19 protein-coding genes and 2 riboswitches are annotated in these 18,044 nt (G+C 62.0%); of the genes, 10 read left to right on the top strand and 9 right to left on the bottom strand.

Translation table 11 applies throughout. From position 1 onward, the window contains the following. Positions 1 to 80 precede the first annotated feature (80 nt). Positions 81 to 2,366 carry an FdhF/YdeP family oxidoreductase gene (locus HJB89_RS28450; RefSeq protein WP_221150837.1) on the top strand — a complete coding sequence of 762 codons (2,286 nt, stop codon included), beginning with the start codon at positions 81 to 83 and terminating at the stop codon, positions 2,364 to 2,366. Positions 2,367 to 2,497: 131 nt separating this feature from the next. Here the strand turns inward: HJB89_RS28450 and HJB89_RS28445 are convergent, their stop codons facing one another. From HJB89_RS28445 to gcvT, 4 genes are all read right to left on the bottom strand, one after another. Continuing rightward, positions 2,498 to 3,535, bottom strand: a complete 1,038-nt coding sequence (locus HJB89_RS28445; RefSeq protein WP_207580592.1) for a GH25 family lysozyme — start codon at positions 3,533 to 3,535, stop codon at positions 2,498 to 2,500. A 215-nt stretch (positions 3,536 to 3,750) separates the two neighbouring features. Continuing rightward, the gene (gene gcvP / locus HJB89_RS28440) at positions 3,751 to 6,615 is read right to left on the bottom strand and encodes an aminomethyl-transferring glycine dehydrogenase (protein ID WP_221117109.1); all 2,865 of its coding nucleotides are present in this window, start codon (positions 6,613 to 6,615) and stop codon (positions 3,751 to 3,753) included. Then, entirely contained in the window at positions 6,615 to 6,977 is a 363-nt protein-coding gene (gene gcvH, locus HJB89_RS28435; RefSeq protein WP_221117110.1) for a glycine cleavage system protein GcvH, read from the bottom strand. Before gcvH ends, gcvP begins: the two co-directional genes overlap by 1 nt. Before the next feature lie 23 nt (positions 6,978 to 7,000). Then, on the bottom strand, positions 7,001 to 8,137 hold the full coding sequence (gcvT, locus tag HJB89_RS28430) for a glycine cleavage system aminomethyltransferase GcvT (protein WP_207580589.1): 1,137 nt from the start codon (positions 8,135 to 8,137) through the stop codon (positions 7,001 to 7,003). Between the two features lie 76 nt (positions 8,138 to 8,213). Beyond that, a riboswitch (glycine riboswitch) is annotated at positions 8,214 to 8,294 on the bottom strand. A 3-nt stretch (positions 8,295 to 8,297) separates the two neighbouring features. Beyond that, positions 8,298 to 8,386: riboswitch (glycine riboswitch) on the bottom strand. 158 nt (positions 8,387 to 8,544) lie between these two features. Between gcvT and HJB89_RS28425 the strand changes: the two genes are divergently transcribed. Beyond that, positions 8,545 to 8,925 (top strand): hypothetical protein, encoded by a 381-nt coding sequence (locus tag HJB89_RS28425; protein ID WP_207580588.1) that lies wholly within the window; start codon positions 8,545 to 8,547, stop codon positions 8,923 to 8,925. Positions 8,926 to 8,998: 73 nt separating this feature from the next. Beyond that, positions 8,999 to 10,000 (top strand): copper chaperone PCu(A)C, encoded by a 1,002-nt coding sequence (locus HJB89_RS28420; RefSeq protein WP_207580587.1) that lies wholly within the window; start codon positions 8,999 to 9,001, stop codon positions 9,998 to 10,000. 72 nt (positions 10,001 to 10,072) lie between these two features. Here the strand turns inward: HJB89_RS28420 and HJB89_RS28415 are convergent, their stop codons facing one another. Beyond that, positions 10,073 to 10,339: a hypothetical protein gene (locus tag HJB89_RS28415; RefSeq protein WP_207580586.1), complete on the bottom strand. Its 267-nt coding sequence runs from the start codon at positions 10,337 to 10,339 to the stop codon at positions 10,073 to 10,075. Positions 10,340 to 10,460: 121 nt separating this feature from the next. On the opposite strand from HJB89_RS28415, the gene crcB reads away from it, so the two are divergent. The 7 genes from crcB to HJB89_RS28380 all read left to right on the top strand — a co-directional run bounded on the left by crcB (position 10,461) and on the right by HJB89_RS28380 (position 15,980). Then, entirely contained in the window at positions 10,461 to 10,838 is a 378-nt protein-coding gene (gene crcB, locus HJB89_RS28410; protein ID WP_207580585.1) for a fluoride efflux transporter CrcB, read from the top strand. A 94-nt stretch (positions 10,839 to 10,932) separates the two neighbouring features. Beyond that, complete coding sequence (locus tag HJB89_RS28405; RefSeq protein WP_207580584.1) at positions 10,933 to 11,922, top strand: RluA family pseudouridine synthase; 990 nt, start codon at positions 10,933 to 10,935, stop codon at positions 11,920 to 11,922. Next, the gene (locus HJB89_RS28400) at positions 11,919 to 12,572 is read left to right on the top strand and encodes an HAD-IA family hydrolase (RefSeq protein ID WP_207580583.1); all 654 of its coding nucleotides are present in this window, start codon (positions 11,919 to 11,921) and stop codon (positions 12,570 to 12,572) included. Before HJB89_RS28405 ends, HJB89_RS28400 begins: the two co-directional genes overlap by 4 nt. A gap of 9 nt (positions 12,573 to 12,581) precedes the next feature. Then, positions 12,582 to 13,367: an ATP12 family chaperone protein gene (locus HJB89_RS28395; protein WP_207580582.1), complete on the top strand. Its 786-nt coding sequence runs from the start codon at positions 12,582 to 12,584 to the stop codon at positions 13,365 to 13,367. A 67-nt stretch (positions 13,368 to 13,434) separates the two neighbouring features. Then, a complete protein-coding gene (locus tag HJB89_RS28390) occupies positions 13,435 to 13,893 on the top strand; it encodes a hypothetical protein (RefSeq protein WP_207580581.1) in 459 nt (152 codons plus the stop codon). A 22-nt stretch (positions 13,894 to 13,915) separates the two neighbouring features. Next, positions 13,916 to 15,448 (top strand): acyl-CoA carboxylase subunit beta, encoded by a 1,533-nt coding sequence (locus tag HJB89_RS28385; RefSeq protein WP_207580580.1) that lies wholly within the window; start codon positions 13,916 to 13,918, stop codon positions 15,446 to 15,448. 139 nt (positions 15,449 to 15,587) lie between these two features. Next, on the top strand, positions 15,588 to 15,980 hold the full coding sequence (locus HJB89_RS28380) for a DoxX family protein (protein WP_207580579.1): 393 nt from the start codon (positions 15,588 to 15,590) through the stop codon (positions 15,978 to 15,980). 48 nt (positions 15,981 to 16,028) lie between these two features. Here the strand turns inward: HJB89_RS28380 and sugE are convergent, their stop codons facing one another. From sugE to HJB89_RS28360, 4 genes are all read right to left on the bottom strand, one after another. Beyond that, on the bottom strand, positions 16,029 to 16,343 hold the full coding sequence (gene sugE, locus HJB89_RS28375; RefSeq protein ID WP_007629198.1) for a quaternary ammonium compound efflux SMR transporter SugE: 315 nt from the start codon (positions 16,341 to 16,343) through the stop codon (positions 16,029 to 16,031). Between the two features lie 158 nt (positions 16,344 to 16,501). Then, entirely contained in the window at positions 16,502 to 16,969 is a 468-nt protein-coding gene (locus tag HJB89_RS28370) for a YaiI/YqxD family protein (protein ID WP_207580578.1), read from the bottom strand. Continuing rightward, positions 16,966 to 17,451, bottom strand: coding sequence for a GNAT family N-acetyltransferase (locus tag HJB89_RS28365; RefSeq protein ID WP_207580577.1), 486 nt, complete (start codon positions 17,449 to 17,451; stop codon positions 16,966 to 16,968). The genes HJB89_RS28370 and HJB89_RS28365 overlap by 4 nt, the downstream gene beginning before the upstream one ends. Further along, positions 17,451 to 18,044, bottom strand: a 594-nt coding sequence (locus HJB89_RS28360; protein ID WP_221150836.1) for a zinc-binding dehydrogenase, incomplete at its 5' end; no start/stop codon positions are given. The genes HJB89_RS28360 and HJB89_RS28365, both read right to left, overlap by 1 nt.

The following is an 18,044-nucleotide window of genomic DNA, read 5'->3' as shown; positions in this document are numbered from 1 at the left end:
CCCACCTATCCCGACGGATGGCATTCCCCTACATTGCCGGCTGATAGGCTCTGGCCTTCGCGTGATTTGTGGAGCAGGTGATGACCAAGAAGCGGCCGAAAGGCATCGAGACGTACACGGCCCCGGCCGGCGGCTGGGGTGCACTCAAAGCCGTTGCCGAAACCCTTGCACGCCAGCAGGTCATCGCCCAGGGTGCTGCGACGCTGCTGAAAGCCAATCAGCCCGAGGGTTTCGATTGCCCCGGCTGCGCATGGCCCGATCCCAAACATACGAGCTCATTCGAATTCTGCGAAAACGGTGCCAAGGCGATCACCTGGGAATCGACGGCAAAGCGCGCCGGACCCGACTTTTTCGCGACGCACGGCGTTGCCGAACTCTGGCAATGGAACGACCACCAGCTGGAAGACCAGGGCCGCCTGACGCACCCGTTGATCTATGACCATGTCAGCGACCATTACCTGCCGATCGGCTGGGACGAGGCCCTTGCGCTGATCGGCGACGAACTGCGCAAACTGCCCGACCCTGACATGGCCGAATTCTATACGTCCGGACGCGCCTCAAACGAGGCGGCATTTCTGTTCCAGCTTTTTGTTAGGGCCTACGGCACCAACAATTTTCCCGACTGCTCGAACATGTGCCATGAGGCGACCAGCGTCGGCCTGCCCGACTCGATCGGGGTCGGCAAGGGCACGGTGACGCTCGAGGATTTCGATCATGCCGATGCCATCTTCAGCTTCGGTCACAATCCGGGCACCAACCATCCTCGGATGATGACCACCCTGCACGATGCCGCGAGGCGCGGCGTTCCGATCGTGGTCTTCAATCCCTTGAAAGAAAGGGCGCTTGAAAAATTCGCAGCACCGCAGAACCCGGTAGAAATGGCGATGATGTCGTCGACGCCGATCGCATCGGCCTATCACCAGGTCCGCACCGGCGGGGATCTTGCGGCCCTCAAGGGGATGATGAAGCGGATATTCGAACGCGACGACGCCGATATCACCGCAGGCGGCAAGGGCTTTCTCGATCGCGAGTTCATCAAGGCACACACGATCGGGCTGGAGGCTCTCAAGGCCGATGTCGCACAGACGGAGTGGGCGTCGATCCTCAGGAAATCGGGCCTGACGTTCGAAGCGCTGGATAGTGCTGTCGAGGTCTATCTCAATGCCCGCAACGTTATCCTCTGCTACGGCATGGGCATCACCCAGCACAGCCACGGCACCGCCAACGTCCAGCAGCTGGCCAATTTCCTGATGCTGCGGGGGAATATCGGCCGCCAGGGCGCCGGCATCTGCCCGCTTCGGGGACATTCGAACGTTCAGGGCGACCGCACGGTCGGTATCACTGAAATCCCCAATAGGGCGCTTCTCGACGGCATGGAAAAGGCCTTCGGTTTCCGCCCTCCGGAGGAGAAGGGCCACAACGCCGTCGAAGCAATCGAGGCGATCATCGAGGGCCGGTCGAAGGCGCTGGTCTGCCTCGGCGGCAATCTGGCCGTGGCGATATCCGATCCGGACGCGACGTTCACAGGCATGCGCAAACTCGACCTTGCCGTTCACATCGCGACGAAACTCAATCGCTCGCACCTGTTGATCGCCCGGACCTCGATCATTTTTCCCGTTCTCGGCCGCACCGACCAGGACATCCAGAGGACCGGACCGCAATCGGTGACCGTCGAGGATTCCATGTCGATGGTGCATGCCTCGCGCGGTTTCCTGAAACCGCCCGGCGACCAGCTTCGCTCCGAGCCTGCGATCATCGCCGGTATCGCCAAGGCAACGCTCGGCAGCAAATACGATATCGATTGGGACGGGATGGTCGGTGATTACAGCCGAATTCGGGAAAAGATCGCGGTAGTCTTTCCCGATTTTCATGACTTCAACACCAGGGTCAGGAAACCCGGCGGCTTCCGGCTGACGGTCGCCGCCGCTGACCGGCAATGGCACACTCCTTCAGGCAAGGCGCATTTCCTCACTGCGCCGGGACTGGAAGAAGATCCCCGGCTTGTCGACGCGGACACGCTGGTTCTGACGACACTGCGCAGTCACGACCAGTACAATACGACGATCTACAGCCTCGACGACCGCTATCGGGGCGTCTTCGGCCGCCGTGACATTATTTTCATGAACAGCAAGGATCTCTCCGCTCGCGGCCTGGCCGATGGCGACAGGGTCGATATCGAATCGGTTGGCGAAACAGGCAGCAAGTCGGTCAAAGGCTTCACCGCGGTGGCTTACGACATCCCGCTCGGCTCCGTGGCTGGATATTATCCCGAGATGAACCGGGTCATCGCGCTTGCCGATTACGACCGAAAATCGGGAACCCCCGCCTATAAGGGTGTGCCTGTGAAGGTGCAGAAGTCGGCGTAAGCGGGGCAGGCGCTTGCCCGCCTCAAGCTAAAGCGCTTCGCATGTAACTTGATTCACTTGACGCGCTTTAGCTCTTTGTTTTTATGCATGTCGTTATCCGGGAACCGCTGCACACTTCCCGGCGACATGCATTATCGTGACGCCACCCAGTCGTGCCAATCGCTTTCGTTGCCGTTGAACACGTTGAGGTCGATCTTGCCTTCGACGCCTTCGGAGAGGCCGGAGCCGGAGTATTGCCAGAAGAGCCACTTGCGGCCGGGGTAGACCTTGGAGGGGTGAGCGGCAACCGAGCGCAGCCAGAAGGGATAGTCGAGCATCTGGCCCTTCAGATTGTCGCGGTAGAAATCCGGCGCCGTGTAGATGATCGGGCGCTGACCGTAATAACGCTCCAGCTTGTCCATGAACACCTGCATCTTTTCCCGGACGCGGGCGGGGGATATGCGGCGCTTGCAGCTCGATTCGCCATTCCATTCGACGTCGATGACCGGCGGAAGCGCGTTTGCTTCCCTCGGCACGTTGCGGATGAACCAGTCGGCCTGTTCGCCTGCCGTCCGGCACCAGTAGAAGAAGTGATAGGCGCCGTGTTTCAGGCCGGCTTCCTTGGCCCGGCGCCAGTTTTTCTTGAACATCGGATCGAGGTGATCGCCGCCGTCCGTCGCCTTGATGTAGACGAAGTTCGCGCCTTGCCCGCGCAACGTCTCCCAATCGATCTCGCCCTGCCAGCGCGAGACGTCGACGCCATGCACGGCAAGCTTTCTCGGCGAGGTGGAGCCGAAGTTGATCGGCTTGGCATCGCGGAAGCGGTGGCCGTAGATCTGTCCGCGTGCCGGCGATCTCCTGCCGACATCGGGATCGATTCCCGGATTGGTGGGCATGAGCATCGCGACGGGCTTTTCCGTCGGCATCGGCATGCCGACCGGCCTGTCCTGGGGCACGAGCGCCTGTGGCTCCGGAACCGGTCCGGTCCAGCTCAACGCTTCCTGCGGCGCGTTTGCCTGTGTAGTGTCGCCGACGGTGGCAGCCGGTATCGGGCCGTTCGGTTTGGTGATCGCATTCGTCGTTTCCGGCGATGGCACGTTGCCCAGCACATCTTCGGCGCCGGAACTGGCGGCGCATCCCGACAGGATCAGGGCGGCAAGGAGGATTGCTGGCAAAGCCGATGAACGCATGAGAACCTGCACGCAAAACAAAAGGTCGACGGCAACATTCCTGCTGGAGGGAAACCGCCCATTTTCAATTGCTAACAGAGACTTGCTAAGAAAGGTTAAATTTGAACCCAATGCCTCGAAACGGGCATCGCCGGGTTCGGCGCCGTATCACGTATCGAAAGCTGATCTTGAAGGCAGCCCCTCCCAACCTGTGAGAGGGGCTGGCCGAATTGCTGCTACTCCGCCGCCTCGGCATAAGTTTCGACCGGCGGGCAGGTGCAGAGCAGGTTGCGGTCGCCATAGACATTGTCGACGCGGTTGACCGGCGACCAGTATTTGTCGACGCGGAAGGCGCCGGGCGGGAAGCAGGCCTGTTCGCGCGAATAGGGGCGCTCCCATTCGCCGACGAGGTCTTCCACCGTGTGCGGAGCGTTCTTCAGCGGGTTGTTGACCTTGTCCATGCGGCCTTCCTCAATCGCGCGAGCCTCCTCGCGGATCGCCAGCATCGCCTCGCAGAAGCGGTCGAGTTCGGCCTTGGTCTCGCTTTCCGTCGGCTCGATCATCAGCGTGCCTGATACCGGCCAGCTCATCGTCGGCGCATGGAAGCCGCAGTCGATCAGCCGCTTGGCGACGTCGTCGACGGTGACACCTGCGCTGTCGACCAGAGGGCGGGTGTCGATGATGCATTCGTGCGCGACGCGGCCGGCGGCCGATTTGTAAAGCACGTCATAGGCGCCCTTCAGGCGGGCGGCGATGTAGTTGGCGTTGAGGATCGCCACCTTGGTCGCCTGCGTCAGCCCTTCGCCGCCCATCATCAGGCAGTAGCTCCAGGAGATCGGCAGGATCGAGGCCGAGCCGAAGGCGGCGGCCGAAACCGCGCCGGAACGGCCGTCGGTTTCCGGGTGCCCTGGCAGGTACGGCGCCAGGTGCGCTTTGACGCCGATCGGACCCATACCGGGGCCGCCGCCGCCATGCGGGATGCAGAAGGTCTTGTGCAGGTTGAGGTGGGAAACGTCCGAGCCGATGTCGCCGGGACGGGACAGGCCGACCATGGCGTTCATGTTGGCGCCGTCGAGATAGACCTGGCCGCCATTGGTATGCACGAGATCGCAGATTTCCTTGACGGTCTCTTCGAAGACGCCGTGCGTCGAAGGGTAGGTGATCATGCAGCAGGAGAGGTTTGCCGCATGCTCCTCAGCCTTGGCGCGGAAGTCGTCGAGATCGATGTCGCCATTCTCGCGCACTTTGATGACCACCACCTTCATACCGACCATCTGGGCCGAGGCCGGGTTGGTGCCGTGCGCCGAGGTCGGGATCAGGCAGACGTCGCGATGGCCCTCGCCGTTGGCGATATGAAAGTTGCGGATCGTCAGCAGACCGGCATATTCACCTTGCGCGCCGGAATTCGGCTGCATGGAGAAGGCGTCGTAGCCGGTGATGGCGCAGAGCTTTTCGATCAGGTCGTCGATCATCTCGCGGTAGCCGAGCGCCTGATCGGCCGGCACGAAGGGATGGATGTCGGAAAATTCCGGCCAGGTGATCGGCAGCATTTCCGCCGTCGCATTGAGCTTCATCGTGCACGAACCAAGCGGGATCATCGAGCGGTCGAGGGCCAGATCCCGGTCGGAGAGCCGGCGGATGTAACGCGTCATCTCGCTTTCGGCGCGGTTCATGTGGAAGATCGGATGGGTGAGGTAATTGCTGGTTCTGAGCAGGCCTCTCGGCAGCCGGTAGGAAGGCTCGAAATCGGCGATGGTGAAATTGCCACCGAAGGCGCGCCAGACGGCTTCGAGCGTTGCCGGCCGCGTGCGCTCGTCGAGGCTCATGCCGATCCCAGTTTCGCCGACCTTGCGCAGATTGACGCCTTCGGCAACGGCGGCGCGCAGGATGAGCCCCTGCATGTGGCCGACATCGACGGTGATAGTGTCGAAGAAGCTTTCCGGCTCGACCTTATAGCCGAGCTTTTCCAGGCCCTTGGCCATCAGCACGGCCTTCTGGTGAACCTGCTGGGCGATCGCCTTGATACCCTCGGGACCATGGAAGACCGCATACATCGAGGCCATGACGGCCAGCAGCACCTGGGCGGTGCAGATGTTCGACGTCGCCTTCTCGCGGCGGATATGCTGCTCGCGGGTCTGCAGCGACAGGCGATAGGCGCGGTTGCCGCGGGCATCGACGGAAACGCCGACGAGACGGCCGGGCATGGAGCGCTTGATGGCATCCTTGACCGACATATAGGCCGCATGCGGGCCGCCGTAGCCGACCGGGACGCCGAAGCGCTGCGAGGAGCCGACGGCGATATCGGCACCCATTTCGCCGGGCGATTTCAAGAGCGTCAGCGCCAGGATGTCGGCGGCGACGATCGATATGGCGCCGGCCTGGTGCAGGCGGGCAATCAGGCCGGTGAAATCATGGACGTGACCATGCGTGCCCGGATATTGGAAGATTGCGCCGAAGACATCGACCGGATCGAGATCGGTGAAGGGATTGCCGACAATCACCTGCCAGCCGAGCGGCTCGGCGCGGGTGCGGATCAGGGCGATGGTTTGCGGATGGCAATCGGCATCGACGAAGAAGGCCTTCGCCTTCGACTTGGCGACGCGTTCGGCAATCGCCATGCCTTCGGCGGCGGCGGTCGCCTCGTCGAGCAGCGAGGCATTGGCGACGTCGAGGCCGGTGAGGTCGCAGACCATCGTCTGGTAGTTGAGAAGCGCTTCCAGGCGGCCCTGGCTGATCTCCGGCTGGTAGGGCGTATAGGCCGTATACCAGGCGGGATTTTCCAGGATGTTGCGCTGGATGACCGGCGGCGTGATCGTGCCGTAGTATCCCTGGCCGATCAGCGACACCAGCACCTTGTTCTTGTTGGCGGTCTCGCGCAGCTTGTCGAGCGCCTCGCGCTCGGTCATCGGCGCGCCCCAGACGAGTGGCGCCTTCTGGCGGATCGAGGGCGGCAACGTCGCGTCGATCAAGCCGTCGAGGCTGTTATAGCCGATCACCTTCAGCATGTCGGTCATCTCGGCCGGCGAGGGGCCGATGTGACGGCGATTGGCAAAATCGTAGGGCTGATAATCGGTGAACTGGAATTCGGTCGGCGTCGTCATTACGCGGTGAGCTCCTTATAGGCGGCCTCGTCGAGCAAGCCGTCGGCATCCGCGGCATTTGCAAGCTTCAGCTTGAAGAACCAGCCGGCGCCCTTAGGATCGGAATTGACCAGCGACGGATCGGCAACGATGGCCGGATTGACCTCGGTGATCTCTCCGTCGAGCGGACAATAGACGTCGGAGGCAGCCTTGACGGATTCAACTGTCGCGGCATTGCCGTTCTTGGAGAAGGTCGCGCCGACTTCCGGCAGTTCGACGAAAACCAGGTCGCCGAGCTGATCGACGGCATAATTGGTGATACCAACCGTCGCAACGCCGCCTTCGATCTGCAGCCATTCGTGTTCTTCGGTAAATTTCAGCATTGTTCGTCCTCTCTGGAAAAGCTTTAGCGTTTGTAGGTCGGTGTGACGAAGGGCAGGGCGCTGACGGTGATCGGCAGATATTTGCCGCGCACCTCGGCGTAGACGAGCGTGCCGGCCGCTGCATGGGAGACCGGAACATAGCCCATGGCGACGGGACCTTCGACGCTGGGGCCGAAGCCGCCCGAGGTGACTTCGCCGATTTCGACCTTGCCCTCGGCATCGGCATAGAGCTTGGCATGGCCGCGCACCGGCGCCTTGCCTTCCGGCTTCAGGCCGACGCGGCGGCGGGCAGCGCCGTTTTCGAGTTCGGAAAGGATTCGGCCGGAGCCCGGGAAGCCGCCGGCGCGTGCGCCGCCCGTGCGCCGCGCCTTCTGCATCGCCCATTCCAGCGCTGCTTCGACCGGCGAGGTGGTGGTGTCGATATCGTTGCCATAGAGGCAGAGACCGGCTTCAAGGCGCAGAGAGTCACGGGCGCCGAGGCCGATCGCCTGGACATCGGGATGCTCGAGCAGCCGCATGGTGACATCCTCGGCCTTATCAGCCGGGATCGAGATTTCGAAACCGTCCTCGCCGCTATAGCCGGAGCGCGAGACAAGACAGGAAACATCGTGCAGGCGGCAGTGGCGCACATCCATGAATTTCATCGCTGCGACGTCGGCCCAGAGTTCGGCGAGAACCTCGACCGCACGCGGTCCCTGCAGCGCGATCAAAGCGCGGTTCAGCAGCGTGATATCGCATCGGTCGCCGATATGGGCCTGCAGATGGGCCAGATCGGCCTCCTTGCAGGACGCGTTGACGACGACGAAAAGATGGTCGTCGAGATGGGCGATCATCAGGTCGTCGAGAATGCAGCCGCTGTTGTCGGTGAAAAAGCCATAACGCTGGCGGCCTTCGGCAAGACCGAGGATATCGACCGGAACCAGGCTTTCGAGCGCCAGCGCGGCATCCTCGTAGCTGCCGGATTTCGCCTTCACGATGACTTGGCCCATGTGGGAGACATCGAAGAGGCCGACCTCGGTGCGGGTATGAAGGTGCTCCTTCATGACGCCGGCGGGATATTGCACCGGCATGTCGTAACCCGCGAACGGCACCATGCGGGCGCCGCGCGAGAGATGCAGGGCATGCAGCGGGGTTTTCTTCAGGGCAGCAGTATCGTCCAAAAGACGCCTCCGGGGTTTGCGCCTTCTCGCGAAGGCACGGGCTCAAATCTGAAGGCGCGGCTGCGCACTTCTCTCCTGAGCCCCCTCTGTCCCTTTGCCTGAGATTGTTATCCCTTCGGCGAGCGTTTCGAGAACGCTTCTCTCCAGAGTTCCGTCTGCCCCTTGCTGGTCCTTTTGCCTGAGAGTTTCCGGGGCGGTTGCTCCTTCGGCACCGGTGGCGAAAGCACCGGATTCTCCCAACAAGGTTGGCGCAATTATCCGGCGGTTGTGGCTCTTGGCAAGCGGCAAATGTCGTCACCGAGCAAATTTTTGTCGTCTTATACCGATCCGGCCTTAAACTGCAGCAAATCTGCTTTTGCATTTCGGCTGTAAACCGGCTATCGCGACTTGCTGTTGAAGGGGATCTCATGCGGCCGACCGGACTGAAAGCGACGCTGTTTTTGCGCATGCTTTGCGCATTGAGCTTCGCGTTGCTCGGTCTTGCCCATCAGCCGCCGCAGGCTGTCGCCTCCGAAGGCTATCATGCGGCGGCCTATATGCTGCCCGACGGCAGCTTCGCTTCGCTCTGCGTCACGGTGAAGGACGCAGACGGCAAGACCGCCTCCTTCAAGCCGAATTGCGAAGCCTGCCGGCTGTCGGCCACCGTGATCCTACCGGCACCGGATGCCGGCTCCTGGCTCGAACGCAAGCTCGCCTCGCTCGTCAATTCGCCGATCGAAACCGCCGCCGTTACCGGTGCACGCGCCGTCAGCCGGGCAAATTCCCGCGCGCCTCCCATCCTCGGCTGATCTGCCTTCGCACTTAATGATGCAGCATGCCGGTCCGCCTGAGAGAAATTCGCGGCCGGCGAGGAGATATCCGATGAAGATTAGCAAGACATTTGGCAAGACATTCGCGCTTGCCGCCCTTCTTTCCGCGACCGCCATCGCCGGCGCAGAAGCGCATGTGACCTTCCTCGACAGGGAAGCGACTGAGGAGACCACCATTCTCGCGACGCTGCAGCTGCCGCACGGCTGCGACGGCAAGGCCACCACGGAAGTGCGGGTCAAGCTGCCGGAAGGCTTCGTCTTCGCCAAGCCGCAGCCGAAGGCCGGCTGGGAGCTCGAGGTGATCAAGGGCGACTACCAGAAGATCTACGACAATCACGGCGACAAGGTGAAGACAGGCGCGGTCGAGATCCGCTGGAAGAACGGCAATCTCTCCGACGATTTCTACGACACCTTCGTCATCCAGGGTAAGGTTTCGGGCGTCGATGCCGGCACCTCGCTCGCCTTTCCGGTGACGCAGATGTGCGGTGACACGGTCGAGGCCTGGGATCAGGTGGCAAAGGATGGCGGCGACGCGCATGGGATGAAAAGCCCGGCACCGCTTCTGAAGGTCGTCGCCGGCGAAGACCATGGCCATGACCATGACGACATGGCCGGCATGGACATGTCCGGTATGACCGGTATGGGTGCTGCGGCACCGGCTGGAGAAACGGTCAAGGCCGGCGATCTCGAAGTCTCTGGCGGGTTCGCCAAGGCGATGCTGCCCGGCCAGCCGGTCGGCGGCGGCTTTTTCACCGTGAAGAACAACGGCCAGACGGACGACCGGCTGCTATCCGTGACATCGCCTGCGGCAGGCGAGGTTCAGATCCACGAGATGGTGACCAAGGACAACGTCATGCGGATGCGCCAGCTGAAGGACGGCATCGCCATCGCCGCTGGCCAGACGGTCAAGCTCGAGCCCGGCAACCTGCATCTGATGTTCCAGAAGGTGAAGACGCCGTTCAAGCAGGGCGATAGCGTGCCGGTGACGCTGACCTTCGAAAAGGCCGGAAAGATCGACCTGGTGCTGCAGGTGCTGTCGGTGCAGGGCAAGTAAGCGCGATCCGATGAAACAGCAAAGCCTGCGACTGTGATCCAGTCGCAGGCTTTCCTTCAAAAGGCGGTTGCCTCAGACCTCTTCGTAGGATTGCAGAGCCTGCTTGAGGCCGGCCTGCGGCTGGCGGTTGCCCTTGGCCATCAGGTCGAGCGCCACTTCCGTCGACTGGATGATGCTGGAGGGCTCCTCGGCCTGATCGGGGCTGTCGGCCTTCAATTGCCGGTCGGCGATGCGGCGTGCATCGCGCGCGGCGGTGCTGGTCGCGACACGCTGGGGAATCCTCAGCGATTCGAAGGCAATGGCAGCGGTGTTGGCCGATACGGACAGGAGCTGGGTCATGCCGTCACGGTATCGGCATGATATTGGCGCCATCATAACAAAATCATCGGCATTTTACCGGATGGTAAGAATTCATTCCGTCACGATTGGAATCTCTGCGGAGTTGCGATAAATCCGGCGGATGATCCAGGCTCTTCTCGTCGCCGTCGGCGGCGCTATCGGTTCCCTCCTCAGATATTATATCGGCCAGTGGACGCTGAGGCTCATGGGCCCGGCCTTTCCCTGGGGCACGCTTGCGGTCAATGTCGTCGGCTGCTTCGTCATCGGCGTCTTCGCCGAGCTGATCGCGCGGAGGTTCAACGCCTCGGTGGAACTGCGGCTTTTGCTGATCACCGGCTTCCTCGGCGGCTTCACCACCTTCTCGGCCTTTTCGCTGGATGCGATCTCGCTGTTCGAGCGTGGCGAGGCGGCGGCGGGCGGTATCTACATCATGGCGAGCGTCGGGCTTTCGATGGCCGCCGTCATGGCAGGCCTTGCCGTCATGCGCGCTTTGGCCTGATTTCTTTTCCGGTTTCCGTTTTGCTTGAAAATGCTCTAAAGGCTGCGGCAAGAACGCCGGCTTGGCCCGCGCTGCAATTTCCGAAAGATTTTTTATGGCTGGCATAGAACATATCAAGGTTGAACCCGACGAAGCAGGCATGCGGCTCGATCGCTGGTTCAAGGTGCATTTTCCCGGGCTCGGTTTCGGTCCGCTGCAGAAGCTTTTGCGCTCCGGCCAGGTGCGTGTCGACGGCGGCCGTGTCAAATCGGATGCGCGCGTGCAGCCCGGGCAGACGGTGCGGGTGCCGCCGCTCGATGTCGATGCGAAGAAGTCCGGACCGATCGCCGGCAAGGATCTCAAGCATTCGTCCGATTTCGAACTCCTGTCGCGCATGGTGCTGCATGAGGACGATAAGGTGATCGTGCTCAACAAGCCGCCCGGTATTGCGGTGCAGGGCGGCTCCGGTGTAGCCCGGCATATCGACCAGATGCTCGAAGCCTGGACCAGCCCGAAGGGCGAGAAGCCGCGGCTCGTCCACCGCCTCGACCGCGATACGTCAGGGGTTCTCGTCATCGCCCGCACCCGCGGCGCCGCACAGAAGCTGACGGCCGCCTTCCGCGAGCGTGATACCAAGAAGACCTATTGGGCGCTGGTCAAGGGCGTTCCGCGCAAGCACGAAGACAAGATCTCGACCTGGCTCGTCAAGGAGCCGACCGCCGATGGCGACCGGATGCGCATCGCCAGACACGGCGAGGACGGTGCCGACCATGCGATTTCCTTCTACCGCGTGCTGGAGACGGCGGCGCAGAACCTCGCATGGCTGGAGATGGAGCCCTATACCGGCCGAACCCACCAATTGCGCGTTCATGCCCTGCATATCGGCCATCCGATCATCGGCGATCCGAAATATTTCGACGATGATCCGAATTGGGATTTTCCGGGCGGCGTGCAGAAGAAGCTGCATCTGCATGCGCGCCGCATCGACATCCCGCACCCCTCCGGCGGCCGCCTGCGCGTCAGCGCGCCACTGCCGTCGCATATGGTGCAGACATGGAACCTGCTCGGTCTCGACCTTGCCGGTGCTGAAAGGGACAGCGAATGAAACTCGCCCTTTTCGATTGCGACGGCACGCTGGTCGACAGCGCCGGCCTGATCCATGAAACCATGCGTCGGACCTTCGAGAAATTCGGCAAGCCGGAACCGCGATTTGAGGACACCAAGGCGATTATCGGCCTGTCGCTGGATATCGCGATTGCCCGCATGCAGGGCAGGCCGCATGTCGAGCAGGACGATATCGAGATGACGGCGCATTACAAATCGCTGTTTTCGGTGGTGCGCCAGGATCTCGACTACAGGGAGCCGCTGTTTCCCGGCATCCGCGAGATGATCGACGCGATCACCGGGCGCGAGGATCTGCTGATCGGCGCAGTGACAGGGAAATCCAGGCGCGGGCTGAACCTGGTGATGGAGACGCACGGCTTCGACCGATATTTCACCGTTGCGCGCACCGCCGACGATTGCCCTTCCAAGCCGCATCCGGCCATGGTGACGGAATGCTGTGACGAAACCGGCATGAATGCCGCTGATGCCATTGTCATCGGCGATGCCATTTTCGATATGCAGATGGCAAAGGCTGCCGGCGCCAAGGCGATCGGCGTTGCCTGGGGCTATGCCAGCGTGGATGAGCTGATCGCCAACGGCGCCGATGCGATCGCCTATCATCCAAACGAGATACTAAGCCATTTTTCCTGAGGTAAGCCTATGCGCGATCTGCTGAACGATCTTTCCGAAGGCCTGAGCCATCCCGATCCGATCCGCCGGGCGCAGATCCAGATGAAGAAGCCGCTGCCGAAGCGTTTCTATACCGACGTCTCGGTTGCCGAATACGAGGGCGGTTTTGCGATCACGCTCGACGGCAAGATGGTGCGCACGCCGGCACGGCTGGTTCTTGCGGTTCCGACCGAGGCGCTGGCGCAGCTTGTCGCCGCCGAATGGCAGGCGCAGGGCGAAGAGATCGATCCCATGACGATGCCCATGACGCGGCTCGTCAACACCGCGCTCGACGGCATTACCGGCAACACGCAGGCGATCCTTGAAGATATCCTGCGCTTTTCCTCGAGCGACCTTATCTGCTATCGCGCCGATGGGCCGGAACTGCTGGTCGAACGCCAGGCCGAGCGCTGGGACCCGATGGTCGACTGGGCGGCAAACGATCTCGGCGCCCGTTTCATCCTCGTCGAAGGCGTGATGCCGCGTGAGCAGCCGCGCGAGGCGACCGCCGCCTTCGCCGTCACGCTCGCCAGATATGACAACCCGATCGCGCTCGCAGCACTGCACACAGTCACCACGCTCACCGGTTCGGCGATCCTGGCTCTCGCCTTCGCCTGTGGCCGGGTGACGATGGAGGAAGCCTGGTCGCTTGCCCATCTCGACGAGGACTGGACGATCGAGCATTGGGGCAGCGACGAAGAAGCCGAGGAGCGGCGGGCCAAGCGCTTTGCCGACTTCAAGGCGGCGACGGATGTTTTTTTCGCCCTAAGCGCCTGAAACATATTGCCTTCCCCGCCATTATGACGAAATCTGCGACTCCAACGGGGTCGTGCGGGATTTTGCGATGAATTGGCTGAGGTCGTGTTTTTGCCGGGCCGCACTCGTCTGTGTCGCGCTTGCAGCCTGCGGCAGCCTCTCGGCGAAAAAGCCGGAGGCACCGGTCTATGATGTGCGCAGCGCCGTCGTTGTCTCCGGGCCGAACATGCCGGCCGAGCTGCTTGGCGGCATCAACGACCGCGTCAATGCCGCGATCAACGCCACGGTGCGTGACACCGTGCTGCCGCGGGTGGTGCTGACGATCCGCGTCGTGTCGATCGAGAAGGGCCTCGGCTTCCAGAAGGACCGCAACGTCGCCAAGATCAGCATCGACGCAGCTTCCGTCGAGGACGGCTCGGTCATCGCGGTCAGCGCCTTCGACGTGACCAGCATCGCCGCCGACCCCAAGCTTGCCGACGAGATCTTGGCCGAGGACGTCGCAGCCAGGATACGCTCGGTTTTCTCACTCAGCGGGCGAAGCCACTAGCACAAGCGGCGAGGGAGATCGCATGAAGGAAATTCTCGAAGAACTGGAACGGCGCCGCGGCGTCGCCCGCCTCGGCGGCGGTGAGACGCGCATCCTCGCCCAGCACAAGCGTGGCAAGTTGACGGCGCGCGAGCGTATCGACCTCTTCCTCGATGAAGGCTCCTTCGAGGAATTCGACATGTTCGTCGAACATCGCTCCACCGATTTCGGCATGGACAAGAGCCGTGTTGCCGGCGACGGGGTCGTCACCGGCTGGGGCACGGTCAATGGCCGCACGGTGTTCGTCTTCGCCAAGGACTTCACCGTCTTCGGCGGCTCGCTTTCGGAAGCGCATGCCGAGAAGATCATGAAGGTGCAGGACATGGCGCTGAAGAACCGCGCGCCGATCGTCGGCATCTATGATGCCGGCGGCGCCCGCATCCAGGAGGGCGTGGCCGCACTTGGCGGTTACGCCGAAGTGTTCCAGCGCAATGTGCTCGCTTCCGGCGTCATCCCGCAGATCTCCGTCATCATGGGGCCCTGTGCCGGTGGCGACGTCTATTCGCCGGCGATGACCGATTTCATCTTCATGGTGCGTGATACCTCCTACATGTTCGTCACCGGCCCCGATGTGGTGAAAACCGTCACCAACGAGACGGTGACGGCGGAACAACTCGGCGGCGCCGTGGTCCACACTGTGCGCTCTTCGATTGCCGATGGCGCCTATGAGAATGATGTCGAAACGCTGCTGCAGGTGCGCCGGCTGATCGATTTCCTGCCGCTTTCGAACACCGCGCCACTGCCTGAAATCGAATGTTACCAGTCGGTGACAGAGGTCGATATGTCGCTCGATACGCTGGTGCCGGCCAGCGCCAACAAGCCCTATGACATCAAGGAACTGATCCGGAAGGTGGCGGACGAGGGGGATTTCTTCGAGATCCAGGCGAAATTCGCCGGTAATATCGTCTGTGGCTTCGGCCGCGTCGAAGGCTCCACCGTCGGTTTTGTCGCCAACCAGCCGATGGTGCTGGCCGGCGTGCTCGACAGCGACGCGTCGCGCAAGGCGGCGCGCTTCGTTCGCTTCTGCGACTGCTTCAACATTCCGATCGTCACCTTCGTCGACGTGCCGGGTTTCCTGCCGGGGACGGCGCAGGAGTATGGCGGCCTCATCAAGCACGGCGCCAAGCTGCTATTCGCCTATGCGGAGGCGACGGTGCCGAAGCTGACGGTCATCACCCGCAAAGCCTTCGGCGGCGCCTATGACGTGATGGCGTCGAAGCATCTGCGCGGAGATCTCAACTACGCCTGGCCAACAGCGCAGATCGCGGTGATGGGTGCCAAGGGCGCGGTCGAGATCATCTTCCGGAAGGATATCGCCGATCCCGAGAAGATCGCCGCCCACACGAAAATGTACGAGGACCGGTTCCTTTCACCCTTCGTCGCCGCCGAGCGCGGCTATGTCGACGAGGTAATCATGCCGCATTCGACCCGGCGGCGGCTGGCGCGCGGCCTGAAGATGCTGCGCAACAAGGATCTCACCAATCCCTGGAAGAAACACGACAACATCCCGCTTTGAGATTTGGCCGATGAATATATTCGTCCGGTCAGGTGTTTAGCTGCTGTCGAAAATGTGAACGGTTGTCAGCGATCCGTGTGTTCAATCCTTGCCGACGACAGGCTAACGCTCGGCGGTATTCTTTTAATGGAGAGATTTTATGTCAACTTTCGAGCGTCTTTCTGCCTACCGCCCCTATGGGCTGGCCGCTCTCAGGATCATCACCGCACTGCTGTTCATCGAACATGGCACGATGAAGCTTTTCGGCTTCCCGGCCTCGCAGATGTCGGGCTCGCTGCCGCCGCTGATGCTTTTCGCCGCCTTTCTTGAGCTTGTCGGCGGCATCCTCATTCTCGTCGGCCTGCTGACGCGTCCCGTCGCCTTACTGCTCGCCGGCGAAATGGCGGTCGCCTATTTCATGGCGCATGCTCCGAACAGCTTCTTCCCAGCCGTCAATCAGGGCGACGCCGCGATCCTGTTCTGCTTCGTCTTCCTCTACATGTTCTTCTCCGGTCCCGGCGCATTTTCCGTCGATAACCGCAAGGCAGCCTGAGCCGACATAGATTGCGGGGCGTTACGATGCCCCGCAGCGTTTTGGTGATCAAGCGGTGAGCTTGAGACCGGCGATGCCGCCGACGATCAGCACGATGCAGGCAAGACGGGAGACACTTGCCTCATCGCCAAGCAGCCAGATGCCGAGGAGCACGGTGCCGACCGTGCCGATGCCGGTCCAGACCGCATAAGCGGTGCCGATCGGCAGGTGCTTCACCGCCAGGCCGAGCAGCACGATGCTGACCACCATGGATATGACGGTCAGCGCCGTCGGCAGCGGCCGTGTGAAACCATCGGTATATTTAAGGCCGATCGCCCAGCCACATTCGAAAAGACCGGCGAGAAAAAGCAGAAACCAGGCCATACGACTCTCCTTGTTCAAGAGCGAGGCCGTCCCCGCGACGGTTGCATCCTCAGGATGCCGCAGTCGTCTGCGATAACCCCTATATGCGTAAGGGAACGGCTCCGTTCAAGGTAGGAATCCGCATGGCCGCTATGCCACCCGTTTCATGCCGGTCGGGATCAGGGCTGCCCACCAGCCTCCGCGGAAAAACTCTTGGCGCGGCGGCAGAGGCGGTCGAAGGTTTCGAGGAAGCGCGAGCGGTCCTTCGGGCTGAAGGCGGCGTTGTAGCCCTTGCTTTCACCGGTTTCACGCAGATGCGCGCCGAGATCGCGCATGGCGCTCGCCATGCCGATATTGGTCTCGTCGAAGACGCGCCCGGTCGGGCCGCTGACGAAGGCGCCGGTGGCGACACAGCGCACGGCGAGCGGTACATCGGCGGTGACGACGACATCACCGGGGCCGGCGCGCTCGGCAATCCAGTTGTCGGCAGCGTCGAAGGCGTTGGAGACGATGACGTTGTGGATCATCGGATCGCGCGATGGGCGTAGGCCGGAATTGGCGACGAAGGTGACTTCGAGGCCGTGGCGTTCGGCGACCTTCAGCACTTCCGGCTTCACCGGGCAGGCATCGGCATCGACATAAATCATGACAATATCCTTGCCGGCTGGATGGCCAGCTGGCGGACCATATCGATATGGGGAATGCCGTCTTCCAGATATTCCTCCGATGCCACGATGAAGCCGAAGGATTCGTAGAAGCGGCGCAAATGGGCCTGCGCCGACAAGGCAATGTGGTGTGCCGGATAAAGCCGCTCGCAAGCGGAGATCGCTTCGCGCATCAATGCATCGCCGAGGCGCTTGCCGCGATGGGTGGGCGAGACGACGACGCGGCCGATTTTTGACGGATCATGCGGCTCGTGCGGTGTCAGAATCCGCGCCGAAGCCAGGAGTTCGCCGCTCTCCATCAGCCTTAGATGCAAGGCATCGATATCCTTGCCGTCGAGTTCCGGATAGGCACAGTTCTGCTCGACGACGAAGACATCGACGCGCATTTTCAAGAGGTCGTAGAGCTCCCGCGCGAGGAGCTCATCGAAGGTCTTGATGTCGGCCATGCAGGTCGTCGAAGCCATCAGTAAACCACCACGCCGCGGATGCTCTTGCCGGAATGCATCAGCTCGAAGCCTTTGTTGATGTCGTCGAGCGGCATCGTGTGGGTGATCATCGGGTCGATCTGGATCTTGCCCTGCATGTACCAGTCGACGATCTTCGGCACGTCGGTGCGCCCGCGCGCGCCGCCGAAGGCGGTGCCCATCCAGTTGCGGCCGGTGACCAGCTGGAACGGGCGGGTAGAGATCTCCTGGCCGGCGCCGGCAACGCCGATGATGATCGATTTGCCCCAGCCGCGATGGCTGGCTTCGAGCGCCTGGCGCATCACCTTGGTGTTGCCGGTGCAGTCGAACGTATAGTCGGCGCCGCCGATCAGGTCGCCATTGCGCTTCGTCAGGTTGACCAGATAGGGCACGATGTCGTCGCCGACCTCTTTCGGATTGACGAAATGCGTCATGCCGAACTTGTCGCCCCATTCCTTGCGGTCGCTGTTGATGTCGACGCCGATGATCATGTCGGCACCGGCAAGCCGCAGGCCCTGCAGCACGTTGAGGCCGATGCCGCCGAGACCGAAGACGATGGCGGTGGCGCCGATCTCGACCTTGGCGGTGTTGAT

Source organism: Rhizobium sp. NZLR8, from assembly GCF_019685025.1.
Taxonomy (GTDB): domain Bacteria; phylum Pseudomonadota; class Alphaproteobacteria; order Rhizobiales; family Rhizobiaceae; genus Rhizobium.
The sequence above is the reverse complement of the archived record's forward strand: the minus strand, read 5'-3'. Positions and strand labels throughout refer to the sequence as shown.

Bases quoted from the DNA above. Each gene is read 5' to 3' on its own strand.
- HJB89_RS28450 (WP_221150837.1), top strand. From the start codon at position 81: ATGACCAAGAAGCGGCCGAAAGGCATCGAGACGTACACGGCCCCGGCC.
- HJB89_RS28445 (WP_207580592.1), bottom strand. From the start codon at position 3,535: ATGCGTTCATCGGCTTTGCCAGCAATCCTCCTTGCCGCCCTGATCCTG.
- gcvP (WP_221117109.1), bottom strand. From the start codon at position 6,615: ATGACGACGCCGACCGAATTCCAGTTCACCGATTATCAGCCCTACGAT.
- gcvH (WP_221117110.1), bottom strand. From the start codon at position 6,977: ATGCTGAAATTTACCGAAGAACACGAATGGCTGCAGATCGAAGGCGGC.
- HJB89_RS28425 (WP_207580588.1), top strand. From the start codon at position 8,545: ATGCGGCCGACCGGACTGAAAGCGACGCTGTTTTTGCGCATGCTTTGC.
- HJB89_RS28420 (WP_207580587.1), top strand. From the start codon at position 8,999: ATGAAGATTAGCAAGACATTTGGCAAGACATTCGCGCTTGCCGCCCTT.
- HJB89_RS28415 (WP_207580586.1), bottom strand. From the start codon at position 10,339: ATGACCCAGCTCCTGTCCGTATCGGCCAACACCGCTGCCATTGCCTTC.
- crcB (WP_207580585.1), top strand. From the start codon at position 10,461: ATGATCCAGGCTCTTCTCGTCGCCGTCGGCGGCGCTATCGGTTCCCTC.
- HJB89_RS28405 (WP_207580584.1), top strand. From the start codon at position 10,933: ATGGCTGGCATAGAACATATCAAGGTTGAACCCGACGAAGCAGGCATG.
- HJB89_RS28400 (WP_207580583.1), top strand. From the start codon at position 11,919: ATGAAACTCGCCCTTTTCGATTGCGACGGCACGCTGGTCGACAGCGCC.
- HJB89_RS28395 (WP_207580582.1), top strand. From the start codon at position 12,582: ATGCGCGATCTGCTGAACGATCTTTCCGAAGGCCTGAGCCATCCCGAT.
- HJB89_RS28390 (WP_207580581.1), top strand. From the start codon at position 13,435: ATGAATTGGCTGAGGTCGTGTTTTTGCCGGGCCGCACTCGTCTGTGTC.
- HJB89_RS28385 (WP_207580580.1), top strand. From the start codon at position 13,916: ATGAAGGAAATTCTCGAAGAACTGGAACGGCGCCGCGGCGTCGCCCGC.
- HJB89_RS28380 (WP_207580579.1), top strand. From the start codon at position 15,588: ATGTCAACTTTCGAGCGTCTTTCTGCCTACCGCCCCTATGGGCTGGCC.
- sugE (WP_007629198.1), bottom strand. From the start codon at position 16,343: ATGGCCTGGTTTCTGCTTTTTCTCGCCGGTCTTTTCGAATGTGGCTGG.
- HJB89_RS28370 (WP_207580578.1), bottom strand. From the start codon at position 16,969: ATGATTTATGTCGATGCCGATGCCTGCCCGGTGAAGCCGGAAGTGCTG.
- HJB89_RS28365 (WP_207580577.1), bottom strand. From the start codon at position 17,451: ATGGCTTCGACGACCTGCATGGCCGACATCAAGACCTTCGATGAGCTC.